The sequence below is a fragment of the Streptomyces sp. NPDC054883 genome, assembly GCF_053610645.1.
The window spans coordinates 44,989-69,718 of record NZ_JBSGYT010000041.1; the positions used below are offsets into that span (position 1 = coordinate 44,989).

Sequence of the window (24,730 nt, forward strand, 5' to 3'; positions counted from 1 at the left end):
CTTCGCCGCCCGGATGCCCGATGTACGGGTGTCCGGGCGGCTTTGCGTCAACAGCGGCGGCGGTCCTGGGTGACCGCGCCCTGGGCGGTGGCGACCGTACGGTCGTAGCAGCCGGCCGCCGGTCCGGACAGCCGGTAACGCACGGTCGTGGTGCCCACGGCGTGCCGCTGGTCGCGCGGGACCTTGGCGGTGTAACTCGCGTCCCCCGCGTACGTGTTCTCCAGCCGCGACCACCCCGCCTGGCGACCGCCGCGCAGCGTGGCGGTGTCGGCCCGGTCGCCGAGGGAGAGGACGGTGCGCAGCCGGTCCCCCGGCCCCAGGGTGGTTTCACCGTCCATCGTGTAGGTGCGCCGGGTGGTGGTGGCGGCCGCCCCGTGGGACACGGTCTCCTCGTCGGTCCACTGCGCGGCGAGCGCGTCGAGGTTCTCGCCCTCGGTCCAGCGGTGCACGGAGGTGTTGTGCACGGTCCGGGTGACGGTGGTCGTGACCCGGCCGTGCGAGGTGTCGAGGTGTCCGGCGACCGTCAGGGTGTGGCTTCCCTCGGTGTCGAGCCGGTGTTCGCCACCGGGCGTCCAGCGGACGTTGTTGGCCGGATCGCCCTCCTCGTGCCGGGTGAGGGCACCGGTGACCACCTCACGGCCCTCGTCCTGCCACAGCAGCAGGTTCGCCGGGGTGTTCCAGCCGCTCTGTCCGGCCGGGACCCCGGCGACGGACACCTCGATCCGGTGCGGGCGGCCGTCGTTGAGGAGCGCCGCGTACGGCGTGAGGTCGTAGCGCAGGGGCTGGACGTCGAAGGCGCGCGGGCCGGGGGTGACGTACCAGAGGAACGGGTTCGACCAGCCGCCGGTCCAGACGGTGGGGAACGGCGCGGCCAGTCCGGCCAGTCGGCCGTCGACCAGTACCCGGACCTCGCGGTAGGGGCCGTCCGCCGCCTTGCAGGAGTACGGGGCGGCATCGGGCGTGGTCAGGTACCAGAACTCCTCGCAGCCGCCGCCCGAACCGGTGGCGTACACCTCGGCGAGGAGGCGTTCGGTGTTGCGCGGGGTGGTCACGGACGGGGTGGTGAGCGGGAGGACGCGGTCGGGGGTCTCGGCGGGCCGGGTGCCGCCTTCGGCGGCGTAGAAGGTGAGGGTGACCTGGACGTCGATGACGCCGGTGTAGGTGTCGTCGACGACGTTGCCGATCAGCATCTCGACGGGCTGCGGGCGGCTGAGGGTGTCCCGGTAGTGGGTGACGTCCTTTTCGACGGACCAGGTGATGCCGTCGGGCGAGGGTTCGGGGGTGGAGGTGCTCAGGATCTCGACGCCGCCGAGGGTGAGGTTGCCGAGGCGGTCGTACTGGCGGCCCTTGACCTTGCCGTCGAGGCGGAGCACCACTTTCGCCCAGTCGGCCCGGCCGCAGCCGGTGGGGGGCGCGTAACTGCCCCGGTACGGCGTGAAGTCACGGAACTGGGCCTCGGCCAGGGTCACTTGGCAGGACCGGGTGCCGGGCCGGGCCACGGGCGGCGCGGCGGTGAGCGGGTCGTGCCAGTCGGTGCCGAACTCGGCCGGCGGGTCGCCCGCCGGCCGGCCGGCGGCGGTGGAGGCGCTCGCGGGCCCCGCGGCGGCGAGGCTGCCGGCGGCGAGCGCGAGGGCGCCGAGCAGGCCCATGATCCTGTGTCGTCTCATGGCCCCGCAGTGAAACCCGGCCGGCCCCGGGGACGCCAGGGCGTACGGTGCGGCACTGGCCGGATCCCGCCCCCGGACGGTCCGGTCTGCGCCGGCGTCGCCCGAACCGGCCCGCCCTCGTCGGCGTACCCGGTGCCCCGGACGGCTCCTGGACGGCGCCGGCGCCCGTCTTGCGGTGTCCCGGGCCGGAAGGTGACGGGCTCGCCGCGGTGCCGCCGCCCGCCTTGCCGCTCCGGGGCACCGGGCCCGGCGCCAGGACGCCCGGACCGCAACGGCCGCGGCGACGCTGTCGCGGACCGGGCCGGCCGTTCCGCCGGGCCGCGCCGGCGACGGGGTCGCCCACGAGCGCGGTGCGCTGGGAAGCACCTCCGTCGGCCGGGACGGCGCCCCCGCCCGGCGGGTGGACGGCCTCCCGCAGCTCTCGCTCCGGCCCGGCAACGGGCGTCAGCGGCGGGAGTTGCCGAACAGGAGGCGGTAGGCGATCAGCAGGACGAGGGAGCCGGCGATGGCGGAGCCCCAGGTGGCGGCGTCGAAGAACTGGTTCTGGACCGGCCGGTCGAGGAACTTCGCCGAGAGCCATCCGCCGGTGAAGGCTCCGGCGATGCCGATGAGGGTGGTGCCGATCAGTCCGCCCGGGTCCCGGCCGGGCAGCAGCAGTTTGGCTATGCCTCCGGCCAGCAGCCCCAGGATGATCCAGCCGATGATGCCCATGCCCGCTCACTCCGCTTCGTTCGTGCTCACTGACTCGGTGAGGAGGACGCCGGGCGGACTGAATCGGTTCTCCGGCGCCGGACGGCGCCGTCCGGCGCGGCCGCCCTCGCCGCCCTCATGCGGCCGAGCGGGAGCCGGCGCCGAACCGGAAGCCCGCCGTGCGGATCATGCCGCTACCCGGCCTGCGGGTGCGGCGGCGGTCACCGCGACCGGCTCGCTCAACCGCTCACCCGTCCGCACGCCCGGGCTCGTCCGGGTCAGCAGCAGCACCCCGCGCGCCGCGGCGAGGGCGCCCGCGGTGGCCAGCAGGATGCCGACGGCGCCGCCCTGGAGCCGTTCGCCGAGCAGGACCATGCCGATGGCGGCGGCCGCGAGGGGGTTGGACAGGTTGACCACGGCGAGCGGCGCGCCGAGTCCGCCCCGGTAGGCCCGCTGTGACAGGAGCATGCCGCCGACGGCGAAGACCACGACGAGCAGCGCCACCGTGATCACCCGCAGGCTCAACAGGGCCCCGCCCCGGCCGCCCGCCACCGCCACGGTCTGGGTCAACGCGGAGGCGGCGGCGGAGGCCAGCCCCGACGCCGTGGCGTGCCGCAGCCCGGAACGGACGTCGCCCCGCGTCAGCAGGGTGATCACGGCCGCGGTGGCGCCCGAGACGGCGAGGGCCTCGGCCAGGGTGAGGGTGTCGTCCGGAGCGGGGCCGGAGGCCGGCAGGAGCAGCAGGCCGAGCCCGGCGACGGTGGCCAGGGTGCCCCGCCACTCGGTGGCCGCGACCCGGCGCCCCGTGCCGCGCGCCCCGAGCGGGACGGCCGCCACGAGGGTGAGGGCGCCCAGGGGCTGGACGAGGGTGAGCGGTCCGTAGCGCAGGGCCGCCGCGTGCAGCAGCGCCGCGCCGGCGTTCAGCCCGGCCGACCACCACCAGGCGCCGTTTCCGAGCAGCGCGGCGGCGCTGCGGGCGACGGCGCGGCGGGCGAGGCGCTCCTGGGCCACGGCGGCCGCGGCGTAGGCCACGGCGGAGGCCAGGCAGAGGGCGACGGCGAGTGCGGTGGCGTTCATCGCCGGCTCCCCGCGCCCGCGACCGCGGGTTCCGCCCGGCGCGGCCCCGGCAGCACCACGGCGTCGGGGGACGGGGCGCCGGGAGGGGCGCCGGCCGGGGACGCGGCAGCGGCCTCGGGCACCTCCGCGACCGGCCGCGGCAGGAGCAGCAGCGCCGCCCCGAGCAGGACGGTGGCCACGATCGCGTCGAGCCAGTAGTGGTTGGCCGTGCCGACGACCACGAGCAGCGTCACCAGCGGGTGCAGCAGCCACAGGTAGCGCCACCGGGACCGGGTGGCCGCGATCATGCCGAGGGCCACCATCAGCGCCCACCCGAAGTGCAGCGAGGGCATCGCGGCGAACTGGTTGGCCAGGGTGTCGGTGGCCGGCGCGGCGCGGTAGACGGTGGGCCCGTAGACCTGCCCGGTGTCCACCAGCCCGGCCGCGTCGAGCATCCGCGGCGGCGCGAGCGGGAACGCGAGGTGGAGGGCGAGGGCGGCTCCGGTGAGGACCGCGAGGACGCGGCGGGTCCACAGGTAGTGGCCGGGCCGGCGGACGTAGAGCCAGCCGAGGAAGAGGGCGGTCGCGGGGAAGTGCACGGCCGCGTAGTAGCCGTTCGCCGTCTGTACGAGCGCGTCGCCGTGCAGCAGCAGCCGCTGCACGGCGCCCTCGCCCGGCAGGTGCAGCGCGCGTTCGGCGTCCCATATTCGCGCGGCGTTGCGGAAGGCCTCGTCGGTGCGTCCGGTGGAGAGCGTGCGGCCCGCCTTGTAGACGGTGAAGAGTCCCGCCACGAGCAGCAGCTCGCGCAAGAGCCGGCGCCGCTCCCGCCCGCGTCCGGGTGGACCGGTGGGGGGCTCCGCGGGGGTGGTCTCGGTGGTCATCCCACGGTCTCGCTTCCTCTACTCGGCGGGCGGCCGGGCGGAGCTCGTCCGACCGGGCCGTCACACATCGACACGCCAGTGTATCGATACATGGGCGTATCGATACGCCGGTGTACCGATACGCTTCCGTAGCCGTACACTCGACACCAGGACCACGCAGCCGAGGAGGGCCGCACCCATGACGCAGACAGCGCCGGCCTCCGCGCGCCGCTCCAAGATCAGCCCGGAGCGGGTGCAGGAGTTCTACGACGCCGTGCTGGACCAGCTGCGTGAGAACGGCTACGAGGCCCTGACCATGGAGGGCATCGCCGCCCGGGCCTGTTGCGGCAAGTCCACGCTCTACCGGCAGTGGAAGACCAAGCCCCAGCTGGTGGCCGCCGCCCTGCGGGCCAACCGGCAGGGCACCCTCGCCGCCGTGGACACCGGCACCCTCGCGGGCGACCTGCGCGAGGCGGCCCGGATCGCGGCGGGCACCTCGGGGCGCGACACGCGGCTCAGTCAGGCCCTCGGGCACGCCGTGCTCGGCGACGAGGAGCTCCAGGCGGCGCTGCGGGAGGCGCTCGTCGAGCCCGAGCTGACCGCGTTCGACGCCATGGTGGCGCGGGCCGTGGCGCGCGGCGAGATCCCCCCGGGCCATCCGGCGGTGGAGTTCCTGCCCGCGCAGCTGATGGGCGTCATGCGGATCCGGCCGGTGCTGGAGGGCCGGTACGCCGACGCCGACTACCTGGTGCGCTTCGTGGACGCGTCCCTGCTGCCCTCGCTCGGCATCACGCCGGACACCACCCCTTAGACCGGTGGGCCACCGTCCCCGATGACCGGACGGAGACCTGCCCGCGCTGCCTCGTGGGGACGGCGGCAGCGCGCCACCCGGACCGGGCGGCGGTCACTCGCACGACGAGTGGCCGCCGCCCGATCTGTGCGGAACGGCGCTCACCTCACGGCCGGGGCGCCGCCATCAGCCGGGTGTACTGCTCGGGATCCGCATCGAAACCGCGCGTCCGCGCGTCCAGGGACCAGCCGCCCGAGGGGTCCCGGAGGAATTCGGCGACGGTGGCGGCGCTGAACCCCCCGATGTCCGAGAAGTCCGACTCGGCCAGGTCGGTGTAGCCCTCGCGGATCCGCAGTCCGGTCCCCGCCACCGTGGCGAAGGTCTTCGTACGGGCGCCTTCGGGTCCGGGGTCCTGTATCACCACGCCCACGACCACCCGGCCCAGCTCGGGGGCCAGCCGGTTCAGTTCCAGGGTCATCACCTCGTCGAAGCCGAATCCCAGCCCGGTGTCGCTGTCCCGGTTGAGGGTGATCGTGCCGTCGGGGGCGCGACTGCCGAAGTGGACGAGGTAGACGGGGTCCCCGTAGAGGGCCGCCGTGCCGTACACGGCGGCCAGTACGTCCAGGTCGTGCGGCGGCGCCCCGGCCGGGCTGGGATCCCAGCGCAGGGCTATCTCCACCTTGGCCAGGCTCTTGCGTACTCCGCTCACCGAATTCCCCCTCCGTCCACCGGACATGACCCGTCCATGCTGTCACGTGCCGGTGATCACGGCGGCGGAAACGTACGTTGCCGGCCGAAGCGGCGGCGAACTTCCCATGGTCCGATTGCGGGGCATTCACACCGAACATCACCGATCCGTCGCTGAATGAGCGGAGATGTCCGTCCTCCTTTCGCCGTCCCGCAGTTGTCCGGCCGCAGGATCTGCGGCAGAGCCGGATCGTTATCCTCAAATTTCCCTCAGATGTAGTGACGCTGCGGCCGTCACGTTCCTAGCTTCCTCATACACGTGCCCTCCGGACCGTGTGGTTCCGCACGTGCCCGGCACTGCGTACCGACCCCGTACTCCGTGCCGAACCCGGCACCCGGTACGTCCCCCCTCCCGCGTGACCCGCGATCCCCAGGAAAGAGTGCAGCATGAAGGTTCCCAAGGCCGGTGCGGTCGCCGCAGTGATCGCCATCGCCGCCACCGCCACGGGCTGTGCCGGGGACAGCCCCAAGGAGCCGCTCGCGATCGGCATCAAGTTCGACCAGCCCGGCATCGGGATGCGCGAGGCCGACGGCACCTTCACCGGTTTCGACGTCGACGTGGCCACGTACGTCGCGAAGCAGCTCGGCTACAAGCCGAACGAGATCGAGTTCAAGCAGGTCTACAGCTCCGACCGGGAACTGCTGATCCAGTACAACGAGGTCAAGTTCGTCGCCGCCAGCTACTCGATCAGCGACAAGCGCAAGGAGAAGGTCGACTTCGCCGGCCCCTACTTCATCGCGCACCAGGACCTGCTCGTGCGGTCCAACGACGCGACGATCAGCAAGGCCGAGGACCTCAACAACAAGAGGCTGTGCTCGGTGACCGGTTCCACCTCCGCCGAGAACGTGCGCAAGAACCTGGCGCCCAAGGCGAGCGTCCTGGAGCTCGGCAGCTATTCGGACTGCCTGGTCGCCCTGCAGGACAACCAGGCCGACGCGATGACGACGGACAACTCCATCCTGGCCGGATACGCGGCCCAGAAGGGCAACGAGGGCAAGTTCAAGCTGCTGGGGCTGAACCTGAGCAACGAGAACTACGGCATCGGGATCAAGAAGGGTGACACCGAACTCCAGCGGAAGATCAACACCGCGCTGACGAAGATGGTCTCGGACGGCTCCTGGGACGCGGCGGTCAAGAAGAACTTCGGCCCGGCCAACTACAAGTACGAGCCGGCCCCGCAGGTGACCTCGGGCAGCTGACGCGCTCTGCGGCCCCGGCGCCGACCGGGGCCGCACCCCTTCCCGACACATAGCCTTCATCTGTTCGATACATGACAATGTGAGCCTCGCTCTGCCACCTGACACCCCGCCAACTCGACCGGCGGGGGCGGTGCGTGTGGAGAGGTACCCCCACGTCATGAGATTCTCCCGCCTCAGCCCCTGGGCGGCCGGCTTCGCGGCCGCCGCCCTGGCCCTCATACCGGCCACCGCCTCGGCCGGACAGCAGCGGACGACAGCGGCTCCCCACGCCGTCGCCGCCACCACAACCGACTACTACGCCGCCGCCCAGGGCAAGACCGGCGCCGCGTTGAAGAGCGCGCTCCACGGCATCATCAAGAACCAGTCCACGGTCACCTACGACGGCGTGTGGAACGCGCTGAAGGTCACCGACCAGGACCCGGCCAACCCGAACAACGTCATCCTCGTCTACTCGGGCCGCTCGCAGGCCAAGAACACCAACGGGGGCGACCCCGACGACTGGAACCGCGAGCACGTGTGGGCCAAGAGCCACGGCGACTTCGGCACCGCGACCGGCCCCGGCACCGACCTGCACCACCTCAGGCCCGAGGACGTCACGGTCAACAGCACCCGCGGCAACAAGGACTTCGACATGGGCGGCAGCCCGGTCGCCGAGGCCCCCGGCAGCTACACCGACTCCGACTCCTTCGAGCCGCGGGACGCGGTCAAGGGCGACGTGGCGCGGATGCTGCTCTACATGGCCGTCCGGTACGACGGCGGGGACGGCTTCCCCGACCTGGAGCCGAACGACAAGGTCAACAACGGCACGGCGCCCGCGATGGGCCGGATCAGCGTGCTCAAGCAGTGGAACCAGATGGACCCGCCGGACGCCTTCGAGCAGCGCCGCAACCAGGTCATCTTCGACACCTACCAGCACAACCGCAACCCGTTCATCGACCACCCGGAGTGGGTCAACTCCATCTGGTGACCGACGGCGCCGGCCACGGCGCCCTCCGCGGGATTGGCCCGCGTCAGGCCGGGTATCCGCAGGCCAGAGGGCTGCGGTCGCGCCCGACGGCGGCAGCCCGCGGAGGTACGTCGTCATGGACGGAGCCGGACTCTCCGACCGCGAGAGGCGAGCCCTCTCGGCGATCGAAGCCCAACTCAAGGGTGACCGTTCCCTCGACCGCCGGCTGCGGTCCGCACACCGCCGCCGGCACGCCGTGGCGGCCTGTCTGCTCGGGGCACTGACCCTGGCCCTGCTGATCGCCGCCTCGGTCACCGTGTCGCAGCCGCTGATCTGGGCCTTCGCCGCCACCTGGATCGTGACGGTGTGCACGGCCCTGCCGCTGCTGGGCCGATGGATCAGGCGGCGCTGGCAGCTCCACGGCCGTGCGGTCCGGCGCGGGGCCCCGTAGCGCCACCGCCCGGTGTCACGCGAGCTTGTCCGCGAGGGCCTGGAAGGCCGGCCAGGTGAGCTGCGGGGTCCTGGGGTCCCAGACCTTCTGCGACAGGGCGGCCAGCGGCAACCGTATCCCGGCCGCCACCTGGGCCTGGGTCTGGGCGGCGGACAGGTCGCACCAGACTGCGAGCCGGGCTCCCAGGATCTGCGGCCCGTACTGCGCGGGCACCGCTGTGGTGCCGCGCAGGACGAGGGGGGTCCACTGCTCGTAGATGCGGCGGCCGGTGGGATACGTGAACTCGTTCGGCTCGCCGAGCACGTAGTACAGGTACTCGTCGTTGAGGTTGACCACCTTGCGGCCGGCCCGCAGGTAGTCCAGCGGCGGCCGGGCACCGATCTCCTTGCCCGTCCAGTACTCGGCCTGGAGGTCGGGGGCGGCCGTCACCGCTCCCCCGGCGAAGAAGCCGTCGTTCCACGCCTTGAGCGCCTTGCCCGAGGGCCGCACGACCGCGGCCCGGTCGTCCAGCCAGCCCGTCGCCAGGTCCTGGACCCGGGCCGAGGGTCCGTACCGCTGCCGCGCGGCGCGGGCGAGCTGCGGGAAGGAGGCCTGCGGGTCGCGGACGACCAGTGCCTGGTACTCGTCGGCGCCGAGGTGCCAGGCCCCGCCGGGGAACAGTGGCAGGTACTCGCGCAGCAGCTCGTCCACCAGCTTCGCCGAGGCCGGGTTCGATATGTCGACGGCGCCCTTGACGGCCCGGCCCTGTACGTCGCGCAGCTGGAGCGACGGGTGGGCGCGCAGCACCGCTCCGAGGTGGCCGGGCGAGTCGATCTCGGGGACCACCGTGATGTGCAGGCGGCCGGCGAGTTCCGTGATGCGGCGGACCTCGGCCTTGGTCAGGTGCGGCGTGGAGACGATCTCCGGGTGGGTGTCGGACTCGATCCGGAAGGCCTGGTCGTCGGAGAAGTGCAGGCCGAGCTGGTTGAGCTTGAGGTCTCCCATTTCGCGGAGCCTGGCTTCGATCCAGTCGGGGGTGAAGTTCTTGCGGGCGATGTCGAGGTTGAGGCCGCGCTGGGGCCGCTCGGGAGCGTCGCGGACGGTGCCCTCGGGGGCGGAACCGGCGGTGCGTATCTCCTGCTTGAGGGTGCGGGTGCCGTAGAACACGCCCGCTTCGTCGTGGCCGCCGATCCGGACCCGGCCGCCCTGGACGGTGAGGGTGTACGACTCCGGCTTCGCCGGCGCGGCCGCGTCCAGGGCGAGTTGCACGTCGCCGGGGCGCGGGTCGGCGGACTCCGCGAAGCCGAGGCCCAGTTCACCGGCGAGGAGCCGGGCCTCGTCGGTCAGGGCGGTCCGGTCGGCGGGCCCGATGATCACGCGGGCACCGGAGGCGGGCCGCCAGCCGGGGCCGCGGGCCGGGACGTGTTCCCGTACGGCGGGAATGGTGCGCGGGGCGGTGGAGAGGGGGTACGAGGAGGCGGGCGCGGGCGGTGACGGGACGGGCGCCGCCGTGGCCGCTCCGGGGCTGGTGGTCACGGCGGGCGGGGAGGCGGCGCGCGCTTCGCCCCGGCCCCCGCCCGTACATCCGGGGACGGCGAGGGTGACCAGCGCGGCGACCGCTGCCGTCGCGATGGCGTGGACCCTCCTGGCCTGCCTGGTCTCTCGCATCATGCACCGTTCCCCGTACCAACGTGGCACGGGGAACGTTGCGGCGCGACCGGGCGCCCGGTGGCTCAGGCCAGTGCGGCGAGCGCGGCGGCGGCGAAGTCGTGGTCCTGGGCGGGGGCGCCGCCGCCGACCCCGATGGCGCCCACGAGACGGTCGCCGCGCCGGACGGGCAGCCCTCCGGCGATGAACAGCAGCGGCCGGTCCAGGGCGGTGGGCAGGGTGTGGAAGGGGCCGCCGGGCAGGACGGCATCCGTGAGGTCGGCCGTCGGCGCGTTCAGCTGGAGGGCGGTGTAGGCCTTGCGGGTACTGGTCTCGCCGGAGATGAGGACGGCCCGGTCGTCGCGGCGGAAGGCGAGCGGGTGGCCGCCCGCGTCGAGGACGGTGACGCTGACCGCGATCCCGGCGGCTTCGGCGGCCGCGCGGGCGGCGTCGAGGAGGGCTTCGGCGTCCTCGGTGGTCAGGGGGGCGACGGCGGTGGTGGACATGGTGGAGGTCTCCTGCTGGTTGGTTCGTCGGGGCTCGGATCAGTGGTGTGCGGGGACGGCTTCGCCGCGGGAGGCGGCGCCCGTCACGACCCGGCTCGCGGCGGCGCGTGCGCCCGTACGCCGCTCCAGCGCGCCCGAGACCAGGGCGAGGACGAGCGCGGAGGCGGCCAGCGCGGCGCCGACCCAGTTCGGGGCGGTCCAGCCGAGTCCGGCGGCGATGACCAGGCCGCCGAGCCAGGCGGCGAGGGCGTTGCCGAGGTTGAAGGCGCCGATGTTGACGGCGGAGGCGAGGGTGGGCGCGCCCGCGGCCTGGTCGAGGACCCGCTTCTGCAGCGGGGGCACGGTCGCGAAGCCGAGGGCGCCGATGAGGACGATGGTGACGGCGGCGCCGGCCTTGCCGTGCGCGGTGAGGGTGAAGACCGCCAGGACGACGGCCAGCGCGCCCAGGGACACGTACAGCATCGGCATCAGCGCGCGGTCGGCGAACCGGCCGCCGATGAGGTTGCCGCCGACCATGCCCAGCCCGAAGAGGACCAGCAGCCAGGTGACGGAGGTGTCGGCGAAGCCCGCGACGTCGGTCATCATCGGGGTGATGTAGGTGATGGCGGCGAACACCCCGCCGAATCCGAGGACCGTCATCGCCATGGCGAGCAGCACCTGCACGTTGCGGAACGCGGCCAGCTCGTGGCGGATGCGGACGCCTTCGGGCCGGGGCAGTTCGGGGACCAGCTTGGCGATGCCCAGCAGGCCGAGCACGCCGAGCAGGGCGACGATCAGGAAGGTGACGCGCCAGCCGAGGGTCTGTCCGACGAGGGTGCCGAGGGGGACGCCCACCACGTTGGCCACGGTCAGGCCGGTGAACATCATGGCGATGGCGCCGGCCTTCCTCTCCGGGGCGACGAGTCCGGCCGCGACGACCGAGCCGATGCCGAAGAAGGCGCCGTGGGCGAGGGAGGCGACGACGCGTCCGGCGAGCATGACGCCGAAGGCGGGGGCGAGCGCCGAGAGCACGTTGCCCGCGATGAACAGGCCCATGAGCAGCATCAGCATCCGCTTGCGCGGCACGCGGGTGCCGAGGACGGTCATCAGGGGGGCGCCGATGACGACACCGAGGGCGTAGCCGGTGACCAGGAAGCCGGCGGTCGGGACGGTGACGCCGTAGTCGGTGGCGACCTGGGGTAGCAGGCCCATGATCACGAATTCGGTGGTGCCGATCCCGAAGGCCCCGATGGCGAGGGCGAGAAGTGCGAGAGGCATGAGGGGGTGCCCTTCCGGGGAGGGGGTGCGGTCGCGGGGCCGGGCAGGCGCAGATGCTTGCCGACGCCGCTTACAATCGACCACATTAATTGCAGACGCGGGATATATGCAAACGCGGGCTATTGCGTTCGTCGCCTATCCTTGTGGGGTAGCCAGCGGACCGCATCCGAGGAGGGGCCCATGACGGCCACCGACAGCGCACTGACCGCCCTCTCCCAGGGATGGTGCGCCCTCTCCCTCCTGCACGGCCGGATCGAGGCGCACATCGAACGGGCGCTCCAGGCGGCCCACGGGCTGAGCGTGCGCGAGTACTCGCTGCTGGACGTGCTCAGCCGCCAGCACAACGGGCCGGGCGGGCACCTGCGGATGCACCAGGTGGCCGACTCGGTGGTGCTCAGCCAGAGCGCGACGACCCGGCTCGTCAGCCGGCTGGAGGACCGCGGGCTGCTCAACCGCTACATCTGCGACACCGACCGGCGGGGCATCTACACCGACGTCAGCGAGGCGGGCCTGGCCCTGCTGACCCGGGCGCGTCCGACGAACGAAGCCGCCCTGCGCGAGGCGCTGGATTCGGCGGCGGCGGTTCCCGAGCTCGCCCCGCTGGTGGCGGCCGTGGAGAACACCCGCACGGCCGCCACCGGCTGACCGGGCGCGCGGCTACGGCTTGCCGTCGGCGGCCGAGGAGGGCTGTCCGGCACCGGGGGCCGAGGAGGGCCGCCCGGTTCCGGCGGGCGACGGCGTCGCCGACGCCCGGTCGGGGCGCGGCGGCGCGGACCGCGAAGCGGACGCCGAAGGTGCGCCCGTACGGGCCGTGGTCGGTGTCGTCCTCCCGGCCGGCGCCGTCGGGGGCGGTGTGGGAACGGGCGAGGGAACCGCGCTGGGCCCGGGCGAAGGGGACTGCACGCTCGGCGTGGGCGAGGGGATCTCGGCGGGCGCCGCGGGCGGCACCGGCCTGGCCGGCCCCTGCTCGGGCCCCAGCACGAGGTACCCGGCCAGCGCGGCCGCGGCTCCGGCCAGCCCGGCGGCCGGCCAGGTCAGGCGGCGCAGCCACACCGCCGCCACCGGCAGGCGCTTCGAGGAGCCCGGCGGGTCGGCCGGCCGCAGGTCGCGGACGGTAACCGCCTGCGCCCGCGCGCCCAGGGCCTGACGCAGCCGGTGTTCGACCTGGCGTTCGCCGTCGTGCGTCATATCCGTCCCTCCAGGATCCGTTCGAGCGCGTCCAGTGCCCGGCTCGCGTTCGATTTGACCGCCCCCCGGCTGATCCCGAGGGTGTCGGCTATCTCCGCCTCGCTGAGCTCCGCCCAGTACCGCAGCACCAGTACCTGGCGGCGGCGCGGGGTCAGCCGGCCCAGCGCCGCCAGTACTTCGCGGTGTGCCTCGTCGAGTACGACGGACGCCTCGGCGGAAGGTACGTCGGCCGTCACGGGCGGGATCCAGGCGCGCGCCGTCCGCCTGCGGCGCAGCACGGAGCGCGAGGTGTTGACGACCGCGGTGCGCAGGTAGCCCAGCGCGTTGTCGACGCCCTTGATCTGTTCCCCGTGCCGGCGGTAGAGGGCGGTGAAGGCGTCCTGCACCACGTCCTCCGCCGTGGCCAGGTCGTCCACGAGCAGCACCGCCAGCCGGACCATGCCCAGCCGGTGCGCGTGGTACAGGTCGGTGATGGTGGGCGCCGGCGGCACGCTGCCGGACCCCTGGCGCTGGTACGGGCGCGCGGGGGTGGCCGGCGCGGGGACGTCGCGGCGCAGCAGGAACGACCACAAGCCCCGCCGCGCCCGGCCGAAGCCGGGCGCGAAGGGGCTCACCGCGGGAGCGAGCGGGAACACGTACGTCCTCAGTTGCCGGTGCGGCGCCGCACCGTGTACAGGGCTCCGGCCCCGACGGCTATGAGCCCGGCGGCCCCGGCGCCCAGGGCCATGGTGGTCGCGGAGGAGCCGGTGTGCGCGAGTTCGGAGCCGGCGGCCGCTCCGGACGGCTGGGCGGACGGCACGGCGCTCGGGTTCGCGCTGCCCGGCGCGACCGTCGGGGTGGCGGAGGGCTGGGTCGGGACCGCGCTGGGCGTGCCGCTGCGGCCCGGCGTCGTGGGGACCGCGCTCGGGGCCGCGCTGGGCGTGCCGCTGCGGCTCGGCGGGAGGCTGGTGGCGGGTGCCGGGGCGCTGCTCGGGGCGACCGTCGGGGGGACGGACGGCGTCGCCTGGGCGAGGGCCGGCCCGCCGAGTGCGACGGCCATCCCGGCGGCGGCAGCGGTGACGAGCGCTGCCCGGCCGGCGGACGGGGTGGCGCGCTTGAGGTTCATCACGGTTGTTCTCCACGGTCGTGCGGTCGGGACGAGGACGCGGATCTACGCCCTACACCCCGCACGACGCGCGAGTGCCCGCGAGGTTGCCGGTGTCCCGGAAAAACTTCTCACCCCGTCGGCAGGGACCGGCAGCCGCCTCGGGGCCGCGGTGGTGGTCGGCGTCGGCGAAGAACGCGTAGCGGCCCCGCGCCAGGACGAGGGCCCGGCTGCTCGGGCCGCCGGCCCCACCGGAGTCGGCCTGGTGCACCAGCCGGATCCGGGGGTGGCGGGCCGCGCAGCGGTCGGGTTCGGCGCTGCCGCCGTCCGTCGGACCGTCGTCGACCGCGCTGGCCTCCGTCCGCTCCGCGCCCGGGGTCTGTCCCACGATCGGTTCGAGGCCCTCGCCGAGGTACGGCATCGCGTCGCAGACAGCGCTGATCACGGACAGGTCGAAGGCGGACGCACGGTGCATGCGGTGAGCATAGGGTCCGCCTCCCGGCGGCCCGTGCCGAGGTCGCCCCAGCGCCCGGCGCCCGCGGGGTTCGGCCGACCTGCCGCAATGCCCCTGCGGGGCTGACGGTGCTCGTGGAGCGCGCCCCGCCTGCCTCACTGCGGTCGGACCGGGGCAGTGGCCGGCGGCCGAGACCGGCGCTCGTGCCGACGGCGGTCGCCTGCCCGCTCTGGTACCGCACGGTGGCCGCCGCGGCCGGCCGCGCCGGGCCGCTCCCCGCGGCCGGGACGGGAGCGGCGGCGGGCGGCCCCTTGAGGGCGGCGGAGCGGTGGATCACAATCCGCAGATGCCGACGCCCCCGTACAGCAGTTGGATGCGGTACTTCTCCCCCACCGCCAACCACCGGCGGCTCGGGCTGGTCTGCCTGGGCGTGGGGGTGCAGCAGGGCCTGCTGCCCGTCGTCGGGCCGCGCGCGCTCGACCATCACGTGGCGGTGGTCGTCACCCGGGGGCAGGGGTGGTTCAGCCACGCCGACCGCCCGCCGCAGCCGGTGACCGCGCCCGCGTTGCTGTGGCTGGTGCCCGGGGTCCGACACCACTACGGACCCGATCCCCGGACCGGCTGGGACGAGTGCTTCGTGGACTTCACGGGCCACAGTGTGGAGGCGTACACCGACCTCGGCTACGTCACCCCCGACCGGCCGGTGGTCCCCTTGAGCGGGACCGCCGGAGTACGGCACGTGGTGGACGGGATCCTCCGCGCGGCCCGCGCCGGCGGCCCGCTGCTGGACGTGGAGGCGGCGGCGGCCGTACACGGGCTGCTGGTGGCCCTGCGCTACGCCCGCGCGGAAGTGTCCCGGCACGGCGACGCCGTGATGGACGCCCTGGCCCGGGACGCGCTGCTGCCCATCTCCGTCGCCGAGCACGCGGCGCGGCTCGGGATACCGTTGCCGGAACTGCGCGGGGCGGTGCGGCGCAGTACCGGCGAGGGCGTCAAGGAGTACCTCCTCGGCATCAGACTCAGCCGGGCCAAGGAACTGCTGGCCCGGACCGACCTGCCGGTCGCCGGGATCGCCCGGCGGGTCGGCTACGACGACCCCGGATACTTCAGCCGGCTCTTCAGCCGCCGCGTCGGCATGGCGCCGGGCCGCTTCCGCGCCCAGCAGTCCGTCAACGACGCTCGTGAATGATCCCTTCAGGCCGTCGCGTCCGGGCGTCGCGCGTAGCAGAACAGGTGCTCCTCCGGGTCGGCGAGTCCGCCCTCGGGGTGGAACAGGCTCGTGCCGTGGTGCAGCAGCTCCAGGCCGGCCGACTCGATCCGGGCCGTGTACTCCTGCGCGGACAGGCTGCTCACGGTGACCCGGTGCCCCATCCACTCGATGGGCAGGCCGCTGATGTCACCCGGCACCGTGGCGAGGACGAGGTACCCGCCCGGCGCCACCCACGAGGCCATCCGGGCCAACGAGGCCGCCACCTCCCGCTGTTCCATCATCAGCAGCGGGAAGAAGGCGCACACCGCGTCGAAGCCGCCCTCCCCGGGCGTGTACGTGCGCACGTCCGCCTGCTCGAAGCGGGCCCGCGGGACCCGCTCGCGGGCGAGGGCGACCATCGCGGGCGAGACGTCGATCCCGGTCACCGCGCAGCCCGCCGCGGCGAGTCGCTCGGCGGTGGGCCGGCCGGTGCCGCTGCCCACGTCCAGCACCCGGGCCCCGGCGGGCAGCCGGCCGGTGAGCCAGTCGAGGGCCTCCAGCTGCGCGGGCACCCGACCGAACGCCTCCTCGTAGCGCTCCGCGAGCGCGTCGAACACCTCGGCCGCCGACTCGGATCCACTCATCGCGATGCCTCGTTCCCTCTCATGTCCGCGGCAGATGGCCGACGTTGAGCTCGGCCATCGAGGTCCACGGGTTGCCGTTCACCTCGCTCGTCGCCTTGAGTCTGACGTACCGGGCCGTCCGGGGCGAGAAGGAGACGTCCTGCTGTCCGGCGCTGTCCGTGAACCTGCCCGAGGCCGCCGCCGGGCCCCAGTTCACCCCGTCGGCCGAGGTGAACACCTGGTAGTCCGCGACGCGCCCGTTGCTCTGGGTCTGCCGGGGCAGGCAGTGCAGCGCCGAGACGTCGTAGGAGGCGCCCAGGTCGAGGGTGATCTCGTGCGGCATCGGCGCGGTGGCCGCGTACCACTGGGTGTGCCAGATGGTGGCGCTGTTGCCGTCCAGGACGTTGGCGGCACTGCCGTTCTCGCCCGCCGTCTCCTGGCTGTCGACGGCCTTGACGCTCATCGCGCCCTGCGGCACCAGGACTTCACCGCCGCCACCCGTACCGAGATCGTCCACGGTGAGGTCGTCGAGGACGAGGTCCGCCTCGTCGTGGGAGTCCTCGCCCGTGACCTTGCGTACGCCGATCCAGGCGTCCACTCCGGCGGTGAACGTCCGGGTGAAGGTGGTGGCGGTGCGGGCCTGGCCGAGTGCCGTGGCCGTTTCCCCGGTGCCCGAGCCGGTGACGAACTGGTAGTCGCCGCCGAAGCCGGTCTCATAGGCGAAGGACACCTTGTACGTGCGCCCCTTCGTCAGGCGGAGCGTCTGCGGCAGGGTCCGGTAGACCAGGCCCTGCCGCTCCTCGTGCGACTTGAGGGAGTTGCCGCCGCTGATCACGTCGTCCACCAGCTTCCCGTTCCAGCCCGCCTGGGTGTACGGGGCGTTGCGCTGGGCGACGTGGGTGCGCGGGTCGGTGGCCGGGCCGCCGGCCCCGCCGAAGGCGAACGGGCCCCAGCCGGCGTCCGTGTTCTCGAAGTCCTCGGCGAAGTAGTGGCCGCCGAGCGGCGTACGGGCGGAGCGGACCACGCGGACGTCGTCGAGGAAGACGGTGCCCGGTCCGGCGGCGGCGGACAGCGTGAGGGTGGCGGTGGACTGGCCGGCCGGGACGTCGAAGAGCACTTTCATGCGCTGCGCGCCCGTGCCGTTCTTCTCGCTCCCGCCGAGGTTGTTCGTCAGCGGCGAGGAGTCGGCGTACACGGACGCGGCGGCGCCCGCGGCCGGGGTGACGGTGAGGGTGGCGGCCCGGCCCGTGGGGGTGGAGACCCAGACGGAAGCGGCATAGGTGCCCGGCGCCAGGCCGGTGAGCCGCTGCGCCACGGCCGGGGCGGTCCCGGCGGCCATGGTCAGCTCGTTCTGGCCCTGGGCGTTGCGGGTGACGGCGGCGCCGGTGCCGGTCACCGTCCAGGCATTCAGGTTGCCGGAGTAGAAGGAGGGGTCCTCGACGGGAGTGCCCTCGCCCCACTGGGGGTCGGCCTGGGCGGGCGCGGCACCGTTGGTGACGATGTAGGCGGTCTTCGCCGTGGCGTCGAGGGTGATCCGGCCCTGGCTGACGGCGAGGTCGCCGACCAGCCGGCGGCCGGTGTCGGTGAGCCGGTACAGCCTGGGTGCGCTCCAGCCCGCCGGCAGGGTCCAGGTGGTGGGGCCGCCCGCGTCGTTCCAGTGGTACAGCTTGCCGTCGCGGGGCAGGAGGTAGGCGCCGCCGCGCAGGACGGTACGGCCGCCGGTGGTGATCGTGCGGGTGCCGCCCGCGGTGCCGGCGGTGGTGCCGTTCGCGAGGGTGACCGTGTCGGCGGTCCACTTCACGATCGGGGACTCCTGGAGGAACTTCGTCGGCAGGTTGACGGCGAAGGTGGTGTTCAGGAAGGCCGGGTAGTCCTTCTTGCCCTGCCAGCCCTCGTACGCGGCGAGTTCCGCGCCGCCGAGCAGCGGGTCGCGGGCTGTCCAGTCGTCCTTGGCGTGGTTGGCGATGAACCGGACGATGGTGGAGTTGATGCCCTTGAGGTCGCTGCCCCCGTAGTCGACGTCGGCGGCCCAGTGGTGCCAAAGGGACTGCTCGGTGAGGGTGTTGGGGAACTCGGTGGCGAGCTGGAGACCGAGGCCGCCGATCTCGCGCTGGAGCTTGCGGGACACGTACCCGTCGCCGTACCAGACGTCCACATAGAGGAAGTCGAGCCCGGGGGCGGCCGCCTTGAGGTCCTGGAGCCGCTTCAGCCGCTGCCCGGACTGGCCGTCCTTGCGGGTGTTGACGTAGTACGACTGGTCGAGCCAGTCCCAGCCGGTCCCTCCGCTCTGGTGGGCCGGGTCGAAGGTGGCGGAAACGGGGTACTCCTCGGTGGCGTTGATGTGCACGCCGAAGTCGGCGTTGTAGGCGTGCCCTGCGGTGGTGAGGGCGTTCAGATCGGCCGCTCCGCCGAGTTTGCCGCCGATGTTCTTGTAGTCCATGTGCGCGGAGTCGTGGCCCTCGGAGGCGTAGCCCTTGAGCAGGACGAACTGGCCGAGGCCGTCCGTCGCGAGGCCGACCCGCTTGGTTTCGTCAAGGGTCTGCGCGAAGGGGTGGGTGGCCTGGGAGGCGAAGTTGAAGGGAATGCGCTGGACGACCCGGTTCGCGGTGTCCTGCCAGCCGGTGGGCGGGGTCCAGATGTCCCGGTAGGCGACGGCGGCGTCCTGCCAGTCCACGACGGAGTCCGCGTTCCGGTCGGCGGTGATCGCGATCCGGGTGTACGGGAGGGGCTCGGTGTCGGTGTCGGCGGCGCCCGCGGCCCGGTACAGCCAGTCCCCGCTCCACAGGGCGGCCCGGCGGTAGGAGCCCTTGTCGGTGACCTGTTTGCTGATGCGGCCGTTCTCGCGGGCGACGCCGCCCGCGGGCTGGTCGTAGAGGGAGTTGGAGTCGATGGCGGCGGCCAGCCTGCCGGTGTTGACCAGCCCGTACATGACCGTGGTGGCGGCGGCGTCCACGGGCGTCGCGGCGGTGACGGGCGTGAAGGTATCCCCGGTACCGGTGGTGGCGGTGTACATGCGGGCGGTGGAAAGGGCGGCGCCCGGCTGGTCGCTGCGGACGCTGACGAGGCTGTGGCCGGGGACGGAGAGGCTGCGCACCCGCAGGGCGGCGGTGTCCTCTATCGCGGTGACCTTGAACTCGACCACCGAACCGGTCACGGCCAGCCGGGACCTGATGGTCACTCCCGAGAAGCGCAGCGCGTAGTCGACGGCGGAGGCGGAGGCCGACGCGGTCACCGCGGGTGTGTAGGTGGTCCCGTTGACCACGATCGCGGTCAGCGGGTCCTCGTTTCCGTTCAGTACGTCGCCGGTGGCCCGCCGGGTGTAGCCGATGACGCGGGGGAAGCCGCCGTCGACGCTCACGGACAGCTCGGGCGAGGTGATGGTCAGGGGGCCGGCCGCAGGGGCCGCGGAGACGGGTTCGGGTACGGACACGACGAGGGTGGCGATGAGACCGGCGACCGCGGCTGCGGCCGGCCAGAGGGGGGTGCGCATCGGGCCTCCGGGAGTCGGCGCTTCCTGGCGGGGAAGACCGCACGGCTCCGGAGCCCCGCGGTCCGCTCACTGACCTGACAGCTTGCGGACCTCGGGCAGGGCGGGCCCATGGACAAAGCGGAGCGCCGTAGTGGACTTACGGCGACGGCCCCCGCCCCAGGACAGCCCGGAAGCGGTCTCAGCCGGTCCCCTCGGGCGCCAGCACCACCGCCGTTCCGTACGCGCACACCTCCGTACCGGTGTCGGCGGCCTCGGTAACGTCGAACCGCATGGCCAGGACCGCGTTGGCGCCGCGCGCCTTGGCCTGGTCGATGAGCCGGTCCATGGCCTGGTTGCGGGTCTGGACGAGCGTCTTGGTCAGGCCCCTCAGCTCGCCGCCGATCATCGATTTGAGGCCGGCGCCGATCTGGCTGCCCAGGTGCCGGGAGCGCACGGTGAGGCCGAAGACCTCCCCGACGACCCGCTCGACCCGGTAGCCGGGGGCGTCGTTCGTCGTCACCACCAGGACCCCGGTCTGCTCGGCCCCGGGGCCACCGCCGTAGTCGTCGATACCCATGGCACCCACTGTGGCGCCGGGGGTGGACGCCCGCATCCCGGGCGGGCGTCCCCGCGAGCCGGGGGCGGAGCGAGCGCCGCTGGCGCGCACCCCCCGGAACTCCCTACCATGGGCCACCCCCGCGCCGCGGGCCCCGAGGGGCCATCAAGGAGGGCACATGGAGTTAGGGCCGAACACGTCCCAGCCGCCGTTCATCGACATGCACACCCCGAGCGTCGCCCGGATGTACGACTGGCTCCTGGGTGGTGTGGAGAACTACGCCAGCGACCGCGAGGCATGTGCCCGGCTGCTGGAGATCGCACCCAGCACCCAGCTGCTCGCCCGCAACAACCGGGCGTTCCTCAGCCGGGTCGTACGGATCCTCGTCGAGGACTACGGGATCCGGCAGTTCCTCGACCACGGTTCGGGCCTGCCCACCCAGGACAACGTCCACGAGGTGGCCCAGCGCATCGACAAGGACTGCAAGGTCGCCTACATCGACAACGACCCGATGGTCCTCGCGCACGCCCAGACCACGCTGCACGACAACTCCGGCACCCTGGTGCTACCCGTGGACATGCGCGACACCGAGCGCATCCACGAAGCCACCCGGGGCTTCCTCGACTGGGAGCAGCCCATCGCCGCCCTGTTCGTGTCCGTCCTGCACTGCATCCCGGACTCGGACGACGACCGCTCCCCGTCCGCCGTCGTGCGCAAGACGGCGGCCCTGCTGCCGCCCGGCAGCTTCCTGGTGATCTGCCAGCTCGTCAGCGAGGACCCGGTGGTCCGGGACGACGTGACCCGGCTTATGGACGTCACCACGCACGGGCACTGGGGGCGCGTGCGCGAGCCCCACGAGGTGCGGCGGTACTTCGACGGGCTGGACATCCTCGAACCCGACCTCGTCGACGTGGTCGACTGGCGCCCTGACGCTTCCCCGCCGCCGCCGGAGCTGCGGCCGAAGGACTGGGTCGAGTGGGGCGGCGTGGGCCGCCTCCTCCCGGCCGCCCGGGACTCGGCGGAATGACCTGAGCGACCGGGGGCAGGGGCACCCCCGGAGCGCGTGCTCCCGCATGCGCGAAGGACGGACCAGTCCAGGAAGAGGATGACTCGATGACCATCGTGGTCACCACACCGACCGGACACGTGGGATCGCGCGTCGTGCGGCTGCTGCTCCAGGCCGGCGTCCGCCCCCGCGTTCTGGTCCGGGACCCGGCCCGGCTGGACGGGGAGACCCGCGAGCGGGTCGACGTGCGGCGGGGTGACCTGACGGACGCCGGGTTCGTCCGCGAGGCGGTGGCGGGGGTGCGGACCGTTTTCTGGGTGGATCCCACTCCCCACACGACGGCAGACCCGATCGACGCCTCGCTGTCGACCGCGGCGCCGTTGGTCGAGGCCGCCCGGGCCGGTGATGTGGGGCGGGTGGTGCTGCTGAGCAGCATCGGGGCGGAGAGGCGGCACGGGGCAGGACACATCGACGCCTTGGGCGGGATCGAGGAGGAACTCGATGCCACCGGAGCGGACGTACTGCACCTGCGGTGCGCGTACTTCTTCACGAACCTGCTGCTGGACCTGGAAGGGCTCTCCCGCGGCGTCCTGACCACGGCGTTCGACCCCGGCCACGCGATGCCGTGGGTCGATCCGCGCGACATCGGGGACGTCGTCGCGGCCCGACTGCTCGGCGACACCTGGCGGGGCCGGACCGTGCAGGCCGTGCACGGACCCGAAGACCTCACCTTCCACCAGGTCGCGCGGATCCTCACCGAAGCGCTCGGACGCCCGGTCCGGCTCGAAGCCGTCGGTGACGACGCGGTACGGGAGGCGCTGCGCTCGGCGGGGCTGCCGCCGTCGGCGGTGGAGTCAGTCGTCGGGATGACCGCCGGGTCCCGCGATCTGGTGCCCGAGCAGCCCCGCGACCTGCTCACCACCACCCCCACCCGGCTCGGCGGGTGGGCCCATGCCGAGCTGCGCCCGCTGCTGACGTAGTGAGCGCCCCGGACACTCCCCGATCGTCAGTCCTCCATGTACTGCCGGAGCGCCTCTTCGATGAGTCGGCGGCTGCGTTCGCGGGACACCGCGGCCTTCCGCAGGTTGCTGAGGGCGTTGCGGTGGTCGTCCAGGGCGCGCGGGCGGGTGACGTAGTTGGCGCCGTTGATGTGCTCGACGTACGCCAGCTCGCCCGGTCCCCCGTCGGCGAACTTGAGGTGGGTGATGGGATAGGGAGGGGCCGCGGAGTACCCCCAGGACATCTCCAGGATGCGGATGTTGACCTTGGCGACCTCCCCGGCCCGGAGCAGGTGCCGCAGTTGTTCGCGCATGACCTCCGCGTTGCCGCAGCGGCGCTGGAGCACCCCCTGATCGAGCAGCACCGTCAGGCGCGGCACCTGCCCTTCCATCAGCCTCAGCTGGCGCTGGGTGCGCAGCTGTACGACGCGGTCCATCTCGTCGTCGGAGGCGCTGGGCATCACGGCTCTGACCATGTGCCTGGCGTACGCCGGGGTCTGGAGGATCCCGGGCACCACGAGGTTCTCGTAGACGCAGATCTCCTGCGCCTCGCCTTCGAGTTGGATCAGGCGCTTGAGGAAGGTGGGGGTCACATCGCTGTACTGCTCGTACCACTCGCAGTCCTGGGCGTGCTCCAGCAGCCGCTCGACCGTCCGCATCTCCTCGTCGGCCAGGCCGTAGTGGCGGGCGAGGTCGAGGACGTCACGCGCCTTCGGCGGGCTCTCGCCGCGCTCCAGTCGGCTGATCTTCGACACCGATCCGCGAATGACGGGCGCCACGTCCCGCAGGGTGAGCCCGCGGGCCTCGCGCCACCCTCTGAGTTCCTGGCCCAGCACCCGCGCGGCCGCCGCTCGTCCTTGCTCCCTCCCGAGCGGCAGGACCGGGGCGAGCGGGTCGTGGAGCGGCCCGGGGAGGGAGCCGGACTGCGGATCGGGCAGGGGTTCGGGCAGCGCGGGCATGCGGAACTCCAATGTGACCGGGGGCGGATCTCAGTTGTCAGAATGGGGCCGTGGTCGCCTGCCCGTCCAACCTTTGGCCTGAGGCTTGGACTTCATCCGGTCAGTTGATCGAATTCGGAGCGCTTGACGCCGTCGACGAACGCCTCGATCTCCGACGCCGTGAAGATCAGGGCCGGACCGTCGGGAAAGCGCGAATTGCGCATCGCCACGGCGCCGTCGGCCAGTGCCGCCACCTCGACGCAGTTGCCGTTGCCGACGCTGGCGCTGCTCTTCACCCAGACCGCACCGGGGATCTCGCTCGCCACGATGCCATTGCGTAACTGCATGATGGGTCTCCTCGTTCCGTCGCGCATGATCGGCCAATCGCACATGGGATTGCCCGACAAACAGTTATGAGAATGCTAGCCAGCACGGTCGGCCGCGGAAGTCCCCCGAAAGGGTGCCTCAGGAGCGGTACTTCCCGGAGGATCGCCCCACGGGCCACCCCTCTACCCCAAAACAGTCTAGATTGGGCAAAACGGGCTAACCGGCGGTGCGCCGCCAGAGTGTCACGCCCTCTCCTCGCCATAGTCGTCCGTGGCGACCGCCTGGTCGCCGGCCCGGGCCGCGTGGCGCGGTCGGGCGATTGTCTTCGTAGAGGAGTCGGCTCATGCTGAAGCCCACCAGGACCGTCCTCGCTCTTACCGCCGGAAGCCTGGTGCTCGGCCTCGTCAGCGCGGGCGCCGCCATCGCCGACGAGGACCCGATGGCCGAGATCCCGGCACACCAGGAGCACAGCAGTGCCAAGCAGCAGATCTGGGGCAAGGTCGTCTCGTCCGGCCGGCTGACGATCCGCAGCAAGCCGAGCACCCGCTCGTACTCCCTGGGCAAGGTCGATCCGGGCAAGCGGATCGCGCTCGAATGCAAGCAGCGCGGGGAGCGGGTCGACGGGAACGCCCTGTGGTACCTGCTGGACAACCGCAAGGACCGGGACGAGTGGAACGACGGCGACAGCGACGGCAGCGACTCCTGGAACGACGGCCGCGAAAACGGCCGTGACGACAGCCGTGACGACAGCCGCGAAAACGGCCGCGACGACGCCAACTTGACCGACGGCCGCAACGACAACGGCAAGTCCGTCAAGAAGGCCTCGATGAAGGACAAGGAAAACAGCTGGGTGGCCGCCCGCTACGTGAAGAACCTCGACACGGTGCCGTGGTGCCGCTGATCAGCGTGCCGGGCGGCTGATCCGCCGCACGGTCCGCCGGGAGGCCGGGGCCGCGGGGCGGGGGCGGCCGCCCCGCCGGCCGGCCCGACGCCGCCGACGCGTCCGGCGGCGGCGAGACCGGGCAGGGCCCGGCGGTGGATCGGATAACCCCCGGGCAGGGTGCGCGGCTCCGGGGTGACCGGGTCCGGATGAGGGGTGAGA

At 73.0% G+C, this 24,730-nt stretch carries 26 protein-coding genes; 9 read left to right on the forward strand and 17 right to left on the reverse strand.

Annotated features, from left to right (window positions below; all coding sequences use genetic code 11):
- Positions 1–47: 47 nt before the first annotated feature.
- From ACWGH1_RS26125 to ACWGH1_RS26140, 4 genes are all read right to left on the reverse strand, one after another.
- Entirely contained in the window at positions 48–1,667 is a 1,620-nt protein-coding gene (locus tag ACWGH1_RS26125; RefSeq protein WP_453409048.1) for a peptide-N4-asparagine amidase, read from the reverse strand.
- Between the two features lie 444 nt (positions 1,668–2,111).
- A complete protein-coding gene (locus ACWGH1_RS26130; protein ID WP_453409049.1) occupies positions 2,112–2,378 on the reverse strand; it encodes a GlsB/YeaQ/YmgE family stress response membrane protein in 267 nt (88 codons plus the stop codon).
- Between the two features lie 165 nt (positions 2,379–2,543).
- A complete protein-coding gene (locus tag ACWGH1_RS26135) occupies positions 2,544–3,434 on the reverse strand; it encodes a hypothetical protein (protein ID WP_453357092.1) in 891 nt (296 codons plus the stop codon).
- A complete protein-coding gene (locus tag ACWGH1_RS26140; protein WP_453357090.1) occupies positions 3,431–4,294 on the reverse strand; it encodes a phosphatase PAP2 family protein in 864 nt (287 codons plus the stop codon). Before ACWGH1_RS26140 ends, ACWGH1_RS26135 begins: the two co-directional genes overlap by 4 nt.
- A 178-nt stretch (positions 4,295–4,472) precedes the next feature.
- Here ACWGH1_RS26140 and ACWGH1_RS26145 point away from each other — a divergent pair, with 178 nt between their 5' ends.
- Positions 4,473–5,084, forward strand: coding sequence for a TetR/AcrR family transcriptional regulator (locus ACWGH1_RS26145; RefSeq protein ID WP_453357091.1), 612 nt, complete (start codon positions 4,473–4,475; stop codon positions 5,082–5,084).
- A 145-nt stretch (positions 5,085–5,229) separates the two neighbouring features.
- On the opposite strand, the gene ACWGH1_RS26150 is transcribed toward ACWGH1_RS26145, so the two are convergent.
- The gene (locus ACWGH1_RS26150; RefSeq protein ID WP_453357580.1) at positions 5,230–5,772 is read right to left on the reverse strand and encodes a TerD family protein; all 543 of its coding nucleotides are present in this window, start codon (positions 5,770–5,772) and stop codon (positions 5,230–5,232) included.
- Between the two features lie 425 nt (positions 5,773–6,197).
- Here ACWGH1_RS26150 and ACWGH1_RS26155 point away from each other — a divergent pair, with 425 nt between their 5' ends.
- The 3 genes from ACWGH1_RS26155 to ACWGH1_RS26165 all read left to right on the forward strand — a co-directional run bounded on the left by ACWGH1_RS26155 (position 6,198) and on the right by ACWGH1_RS26165 (position 8,407).
- On the forward strand, positions 6,198–7,010 hold the full coding sequence (locus tag ACWGH1_RS26155) for a glutamate ABC transporter substrate-binding protein (RefSeq protein WP_453357579.1): 813 nt from the start codon (positions 6,198–6,200) through the stop codon (positions 7,008–7,010).
- Positions 7,011–7,167: 157 nt separating this feature from the next.
- Entirely contained in the window at positions 7,168–7,977 is an 810-nt protein-coding gene (locus tag ACWGH1_RS26160) for an endonuclease I family protein (protein ID WP_453355783.1), read from the forward strand.
- 115 nt (positions 7,978–8,092) lie between these two features.
- Complete coding sequence (locus ACWGH1_RS26165) at positions 8,093–8,407, forward strand: DUF3040 domain-containing protein (RefSeq protein WP_453355779.1); 315 nt, start codon at positions 8,093–8,095, stop codon at positions 8,405–8,407.
- Positions 8,408–8,422: 15 nt separating this feature from the next.
- On the opposite strand, the gene ACWGH1_RS26170 is transcribed toward ACWGH1_RS26165, so the two are convergent.
- From ACWGH1_RS26170 to ACWGH1_RS26180, 3 genes are all read right to left on the reverse strand, one after another.
- A complete protein-coding gene (locus ACWGH1_RS26170; RefSeq protein WP_453355784.1) occupies positions 8,423–10,054 on the reverse strand; it encodes a beta-N-acetylhexosaminidase in 1,632 nt (543 codons plus the stop codon).
- 65 nt (positions 10,055–10,119) lie between these two features.
- A complete protein-coding gene (locus ACWGH1_RS26175) occupies positions 10,120–10,539 on the reverse strand; it encodes a GlcG/HbpS family heme-binding protein (protein WP_453355780.1) in 420 nt (139 codons plus the stop codon).
- Between the two features lie 39 nt (positions 10,540–10,578).
- Positions 10,579–11,796 carry an MFS transporter gene (locus ACWGH1_RS26180; RefSeq protein WP_453409050.1) on the reverse strand — a complete coding sequence of 406 codons (1,218 nt, stop codon included), beginning with the start codon at positions 11,794–11,796 and terminating at the stop codon, positions 10,579–10,581.
- 180 nt (positions 11,797–11,976) lie between these two features.
- Between ACWGH1_RS26180 and ACWGH1_RS26185 the strand changes: the two genes are divergently transcribed.
- A complete protein-coding gene (locus tag ACWGH1_RS26185) occupies positions 11,977–12,441 on the forward strand; it encodes a MarR family winged helix-turn-helix transcriptional regulator (protein ID WP_453355782.1) in 465 nt (154 codons plus the stop codon).
- Positions 12,442–12,453: 12 nt separating this feature from the next.
- Here the strand turns inward: ACWGH1_RS26185 and ACWGH1_RS26190 are convergent, their stop codons facing one another.
- The 4 genes from ACWGH1_RS26190 to ACWGH1_RS26205 are packed head-to-tail and all read right to left on the reverse strand — an operon-like array spanning position 12,454 to position 14,543.
- A complete protein-coding gene (locus tag ACWGH1_RS26190) occupies positions 12,454–12,984 on the reverse strand; it encodes a hypothetical protein (RefSeq protein ID WP_453409051.1) in 531 nt (176 codons plus the stop codon).
- On the reverse strand, positions 12,981–13,598 hold the full coding sequence (locus ACWGH1_RS26195) for an RNA polymerase sigma factor (protein WP_453409052.1): 618 nt from the start codon (positions 13,596–13,598) through the stop codon (positions 12,981–12,983). The genes ACWGH1_RS26190 and ACWGH1_RS26195 overlap by 4 nt, the downstream gene beginning before the upstream one ends.
- A gap of 29 nt (positions 13,599–13,627) precedes the next feature.
- Positions 13,628–14,089 (reverse strand): LPXTG cell wall anchor domain-containing protein, encoded by a 462-nt coding sequence (locus ACWGH1_RS26200; RefSeq protein WP_453409053.1) that lies wholly within the window; start codon positions 14,087–14,089, stop codon positions 13,628–13,630.
- A gap of 52 nt (positions 14,090–14,141) precedes the next feature.
- The gene (locus tag ACWGH1_RS26205; RefSeq protein ID WP_453357846.1) at positions 14,142–14,543 is read right to left on the reverse strand and encodes a glycosyltransferase; all 402 of its coding nucleotides are present in this window, start codon (positions 14,541–14,543) and stop codon (positions 14,142–14,144) included.
- Between the two features lie 325 nt (positions 14,544–14,868).
- Between ACWGH1_RS26205 and ACWGH1_RS26210 the strand changes: the two genes are divergently transcribed.
- Positions 14,869–15,711, forward strand: coding sequence for a helix-turn-helix domain-containing protein (locus tag ACWGH1_RS26210; protein WP_453354027.1), 843 nt, complete (start codon positions 14,869–14,871; stop codon positions 15,709–15,711).
- 5 nt (positions 15,712–15,716) lie between these two features.
- On the opposite strand, the gene ACWGH1_RS26215 is transcribed toward ACWGH1_RS26210, so the two are convergent.
- The 3 genes from ACWGH1_RS26215 to ACWGH1_RS26225 all read right to left on the reverse strand — a co-directional run bounded on the left by ACWGH1_RS26215 (position 15,717) and on the right by ACWGH1_RS26225 (position 20,380).
- The gene (locus tag ACWGH1_RS26215; RefSeq protein WP_453354026.1) at positions 15,717–16,355 is read right to left on the reverse strand and encodes a class I SAM-dependent methyltransferase; all 639 of its coding nucleotides are present in this window, start codon (positions 16,353–16,355) and stop codon (positions 15,717–15,719) included.
- 19 nt (positions 16,356–16,374) lie between these two features.
- On the reverse strand, positions 16,375–19,824 hold the full coding sequence (locus ACWGH1_RS26220; RefSeq protein ID WP_453354025.1) for an endo-alpha-N-acetylgalactosaminidase family protein: 3,450 nt from the start codon (positions 19,822–19,824) through the stop codon (positions 16,375–16,377).
- Positions 19,825–20,002: 178 nt separating this feature from the next.
- Positions 20,003–20,380 (reverse strand): YbjQ family protein, encoded by a 378-nt coding sequence (locus ACWGH1_RS26225; protein WP_453354024.1) that lies wholly within the window; start codon positions 20,378–20,380, stop codon positions 20,003–20,005.
- A gap of 157 nt (positions 20,381–20,537) precedes the next feature.
- Here ACWGH1_RS26225 and ACWGH1_RS26230 point away from each other — a divergent pair, with 157 nt between their 5' ends.
- Together ACWGH1_RS26230 and ACWGH1_RS26235 are read left to right on the forward strand one after the other, a co-directional pair.
- A complete protein-coding gene (locus ACWGH1_RS26230) occupies positions 20,538–21,386 on the forward strand; it encodes an SAM-dependent methyltransferase (protein WP_453354023.1) in 849 nt (282 codons plus the stop codon).
- 86 nt (positions 21,387–21,472) lie between these two features.
- Positions 21,473–22,345, forward strand: coding sequence for an NmrA family NAD(P)-binding protein (locus ACWGH1_RS26235; protein WP_453354022.1), 873 nt, complete (start codon positions 21,473–21,475; stop codon positions 22,343–22,345).
- 26 nt (positions 22,346–22,371) lie between these two features.
- Here ACWGH1_RS26235 and ACWGH1_RS26240 read toward each other — a convergent pair whose 3' ends face one another.
- The gene (locus ACWGH1_RS26240) at positions 22,372–23,322 is read right to left on the reverse strand and encodes a helix-turn-helix domain-containing protein (protein ID WP_453354021.1); all 951 of its coding nucleotides are present in this window, start codon (positions 23,320–23,322) and stop codon (positions 22,372–22,374) included.
- 92 nt (positions 23,323–23,414) lie between these two features.
- On the reverse strand, positions 23,415–23,648 hold the full coding sequence (locus tag ACWGH1_RS26245; protein ID WP_453354020.1) for a DUF397 domain-containing protein: 234 nt from the start codon (positions 23,646–23,648) through the stop codon (positions 23,415–23,417).
- Positions 23,649–23,971: 323 nt separating this feature from the next.
- On the opposite strand from ACWGH1_RS26245, the gene ACWGH1_RS26250 reads away from it, so the two are divergent.
- Positions 23,972–24,529: a hypothetical protein gene (locus ACWGH1_RS26250; RefSeq protein WP_453409054.1), complete on the forward strand. Its 558-nt coding sequence runs from the start codon at positions 23,972–23,974 to the stop codon at positions 24,527–24,529.
- The last annotated feature ends 201 nt before the right edge of the window (positions 24,530–24,730 follow it).

What these genes read in the sequence shown, in the direction of transcription:
- ACWGH1_RS26125 (WP_453409048.1), bottom strand. Translation starts at nt 1,667, where the DNA reads ATGAGACGACACAGGATCATGGGCCTGCTCGGCGCCCTCGCGCTCGCC.
- ACWGH1_RS26130 (WP_453409049.1), bottom strand. Translation starts at nt 2,378, where the DNA reads ATGGGCATCATCGGCTGGATCATCCTGGGGCTGCTGGCCGGAGGCATA.
- ACWGH1_RS26135 (WP_453357092.1), bottom strand. Translation starts at nt 3,434, where the DNA reads ATGAACGCCACCGCACTCGCCGTCGCCCTCTGCCTGGCCTCCGCCGTG.
- ACWGH1_RS26140 (WP_453357090.1), bottom strand. Translation starts at nt 4,294, where the DNA reads ATGACCACCGAGACCACCCCCGCGGAGCCCCCCACCGGTCCACCCGGA.
- ACWGH1_RS26145 (WP_453357091.1), top strand. Translation starts at nt 4,473, where the DNA reads ATGACGCAGACAGCGCCGGCCTCCGCGCGCCGCTCCAAGATCAGCCCG.
- ACWGH1_RS26155 (WP_453357579.1), top strand. Translation starts at nt 6,198, where the DNA reads ATGAAGGTTCCCAAGGCCGGTGCGGTCGCCGCAGTGATCGCCATCGCC.
- ACWGH1_RS26160 (WP_453355783.1), top strand. Translation starts at nt 7,168, where the DNA reads ATGAGATTCTCCCGCCTCAGCCCCTGGGCGGCCGGCTTCGCGGCCGCC.
- ACWGH1_RS26165 (WP_453355779.1), top strand. Translation starts at nt 8,093, where the DNA reads ATGGACGGAGCCGGACTCTCCGACCGCGAGAGGCGAGCCCTCTCGGCG.
- ACWGH1_RS26170 (WP_453355784.1), bottom strand. Translation starts at nt 10,054, where the DNA reads ATGCGAGAGACCAGGCAGGCCAGGAGGGTCCACGCCATCGCGACGGCA.
- ACWGH1_RS26175 (WP_453355780.1), bottom strand. Translation starts at nt 10,539, where the DNA reads ATGTCCACCACCGCCGTCGCCCCCCTGACCACCGAGGACGCCGAAGCC.
- ACWGH1_RS26180 (WP_453409050.1), bottom strand. Translation starts at nt 11,796, where the DNA reads ATGCCTCTCGCACTTCTCGCCCTCGCCATCGGGGCCTTCGGGATCGGC.
- ACWGH1_RS26185 (WP_453355782.1), top strand. Translation starts at nt 11,977, where the DNA reads ATGACGGCCACCGACAGCGCACTGACCGCCCTCTCCCAGGGATGGTGC.
- ACWGH1_RS26190 (WP_453409051.1), bottom strand. Translation starts at nt 12,984, where the DNA reads ATGACGCACGACGGCGAACGCCAGGTCGAACACCGGCTGCGTCAGGCC.
- ACWGH1_RS26200 (WP_453409053.1), bottom strand. Translation starts at nt 14,089, where the DNA reads ATGAACCTCAAGCGCGCCACCCCGTCCGCCGGCCGGGCAGCGCTCGTC.
- ACWGH1_RS26205 (WP_453357846.1), bottom strand. Translation starts at nt 14,543, where the DNA reads ATGCACCGTGCGTCCGCCTTCGACCTGTCCGTGATCAGCGCTGTCTGC.
- ACWGH1_RS26210 (WP_453354027.1), top strand. Translation starts at nt 14,869, where the DNA reads ATGCCGACGCCCCCGTACAGCAGTTGGATGCGGTACTTCTCCCCCACC.
- ACWGH1_RS26215 (WP_453354026.1), bottom strand. Translation starts at nt 16,355, where the DNA reads ATGAGTGGATCCGAGTCGGCGGCCGAGGTGTTCGACGCGCTCGCGGAG.
- ACWGH1_RS26220 (WP_453354025.1), bottom strand. Translation starts at nt 19,824, where the DNA reads ATGCGCACCCCCCTCTGGCCGGCCGCAGCCGCGGTCGCCGGTCTCATC.
- ACWGH1_RS26225 (WP_453354024.1), bottom strand. Translation starts at nt 20,380, where the DNA reads ATGGGTATCGACGACTACGGCGGTGGCCCCGGGGCCGAGCAGACCGGG.
- ACWGH1_RS26230 (WP_453354023.1), top strand. Translation starts at nt 20,538, where the DNA reads ATGGAGTTAGGGCCGAACACGTCCCAGCCGCCGTTCATCGACATGCAC.
- ACWGH1_RS26235 (WP_453354022.1), top strand. Translation starts at nt 21,473, where the DNA reads ATGACCATCGTGGTCACCACACCGACCGGACACGTGGGATCGCGCGTC.
- ACWGH1_RS26240 (WP_453354021.1), bottom strand. Translation starts at nt 23,322, where the DNA reads ATGCCCGCGCTGCCCGAACCCCTGCCCGATCCGCAGTCCGGCTCCCTC.
- ACWGH1_RS26245 (WP_453354020.1), bottom strand. Translation starts at nt 23,648, where the DNA reads ATGCAGTTACGCAATGGCATCGTGGCGAGCGAGATCCCCGGTGCGGTC.
- ACWGH1_RS26250 (WP_453409054.1), top strand. Translation starts at nt 23,972, where the DNA reads ATGCTGAAGCCCACCAGGACCGTCCTCGCTCTTACCGCCGGAAGCCTG.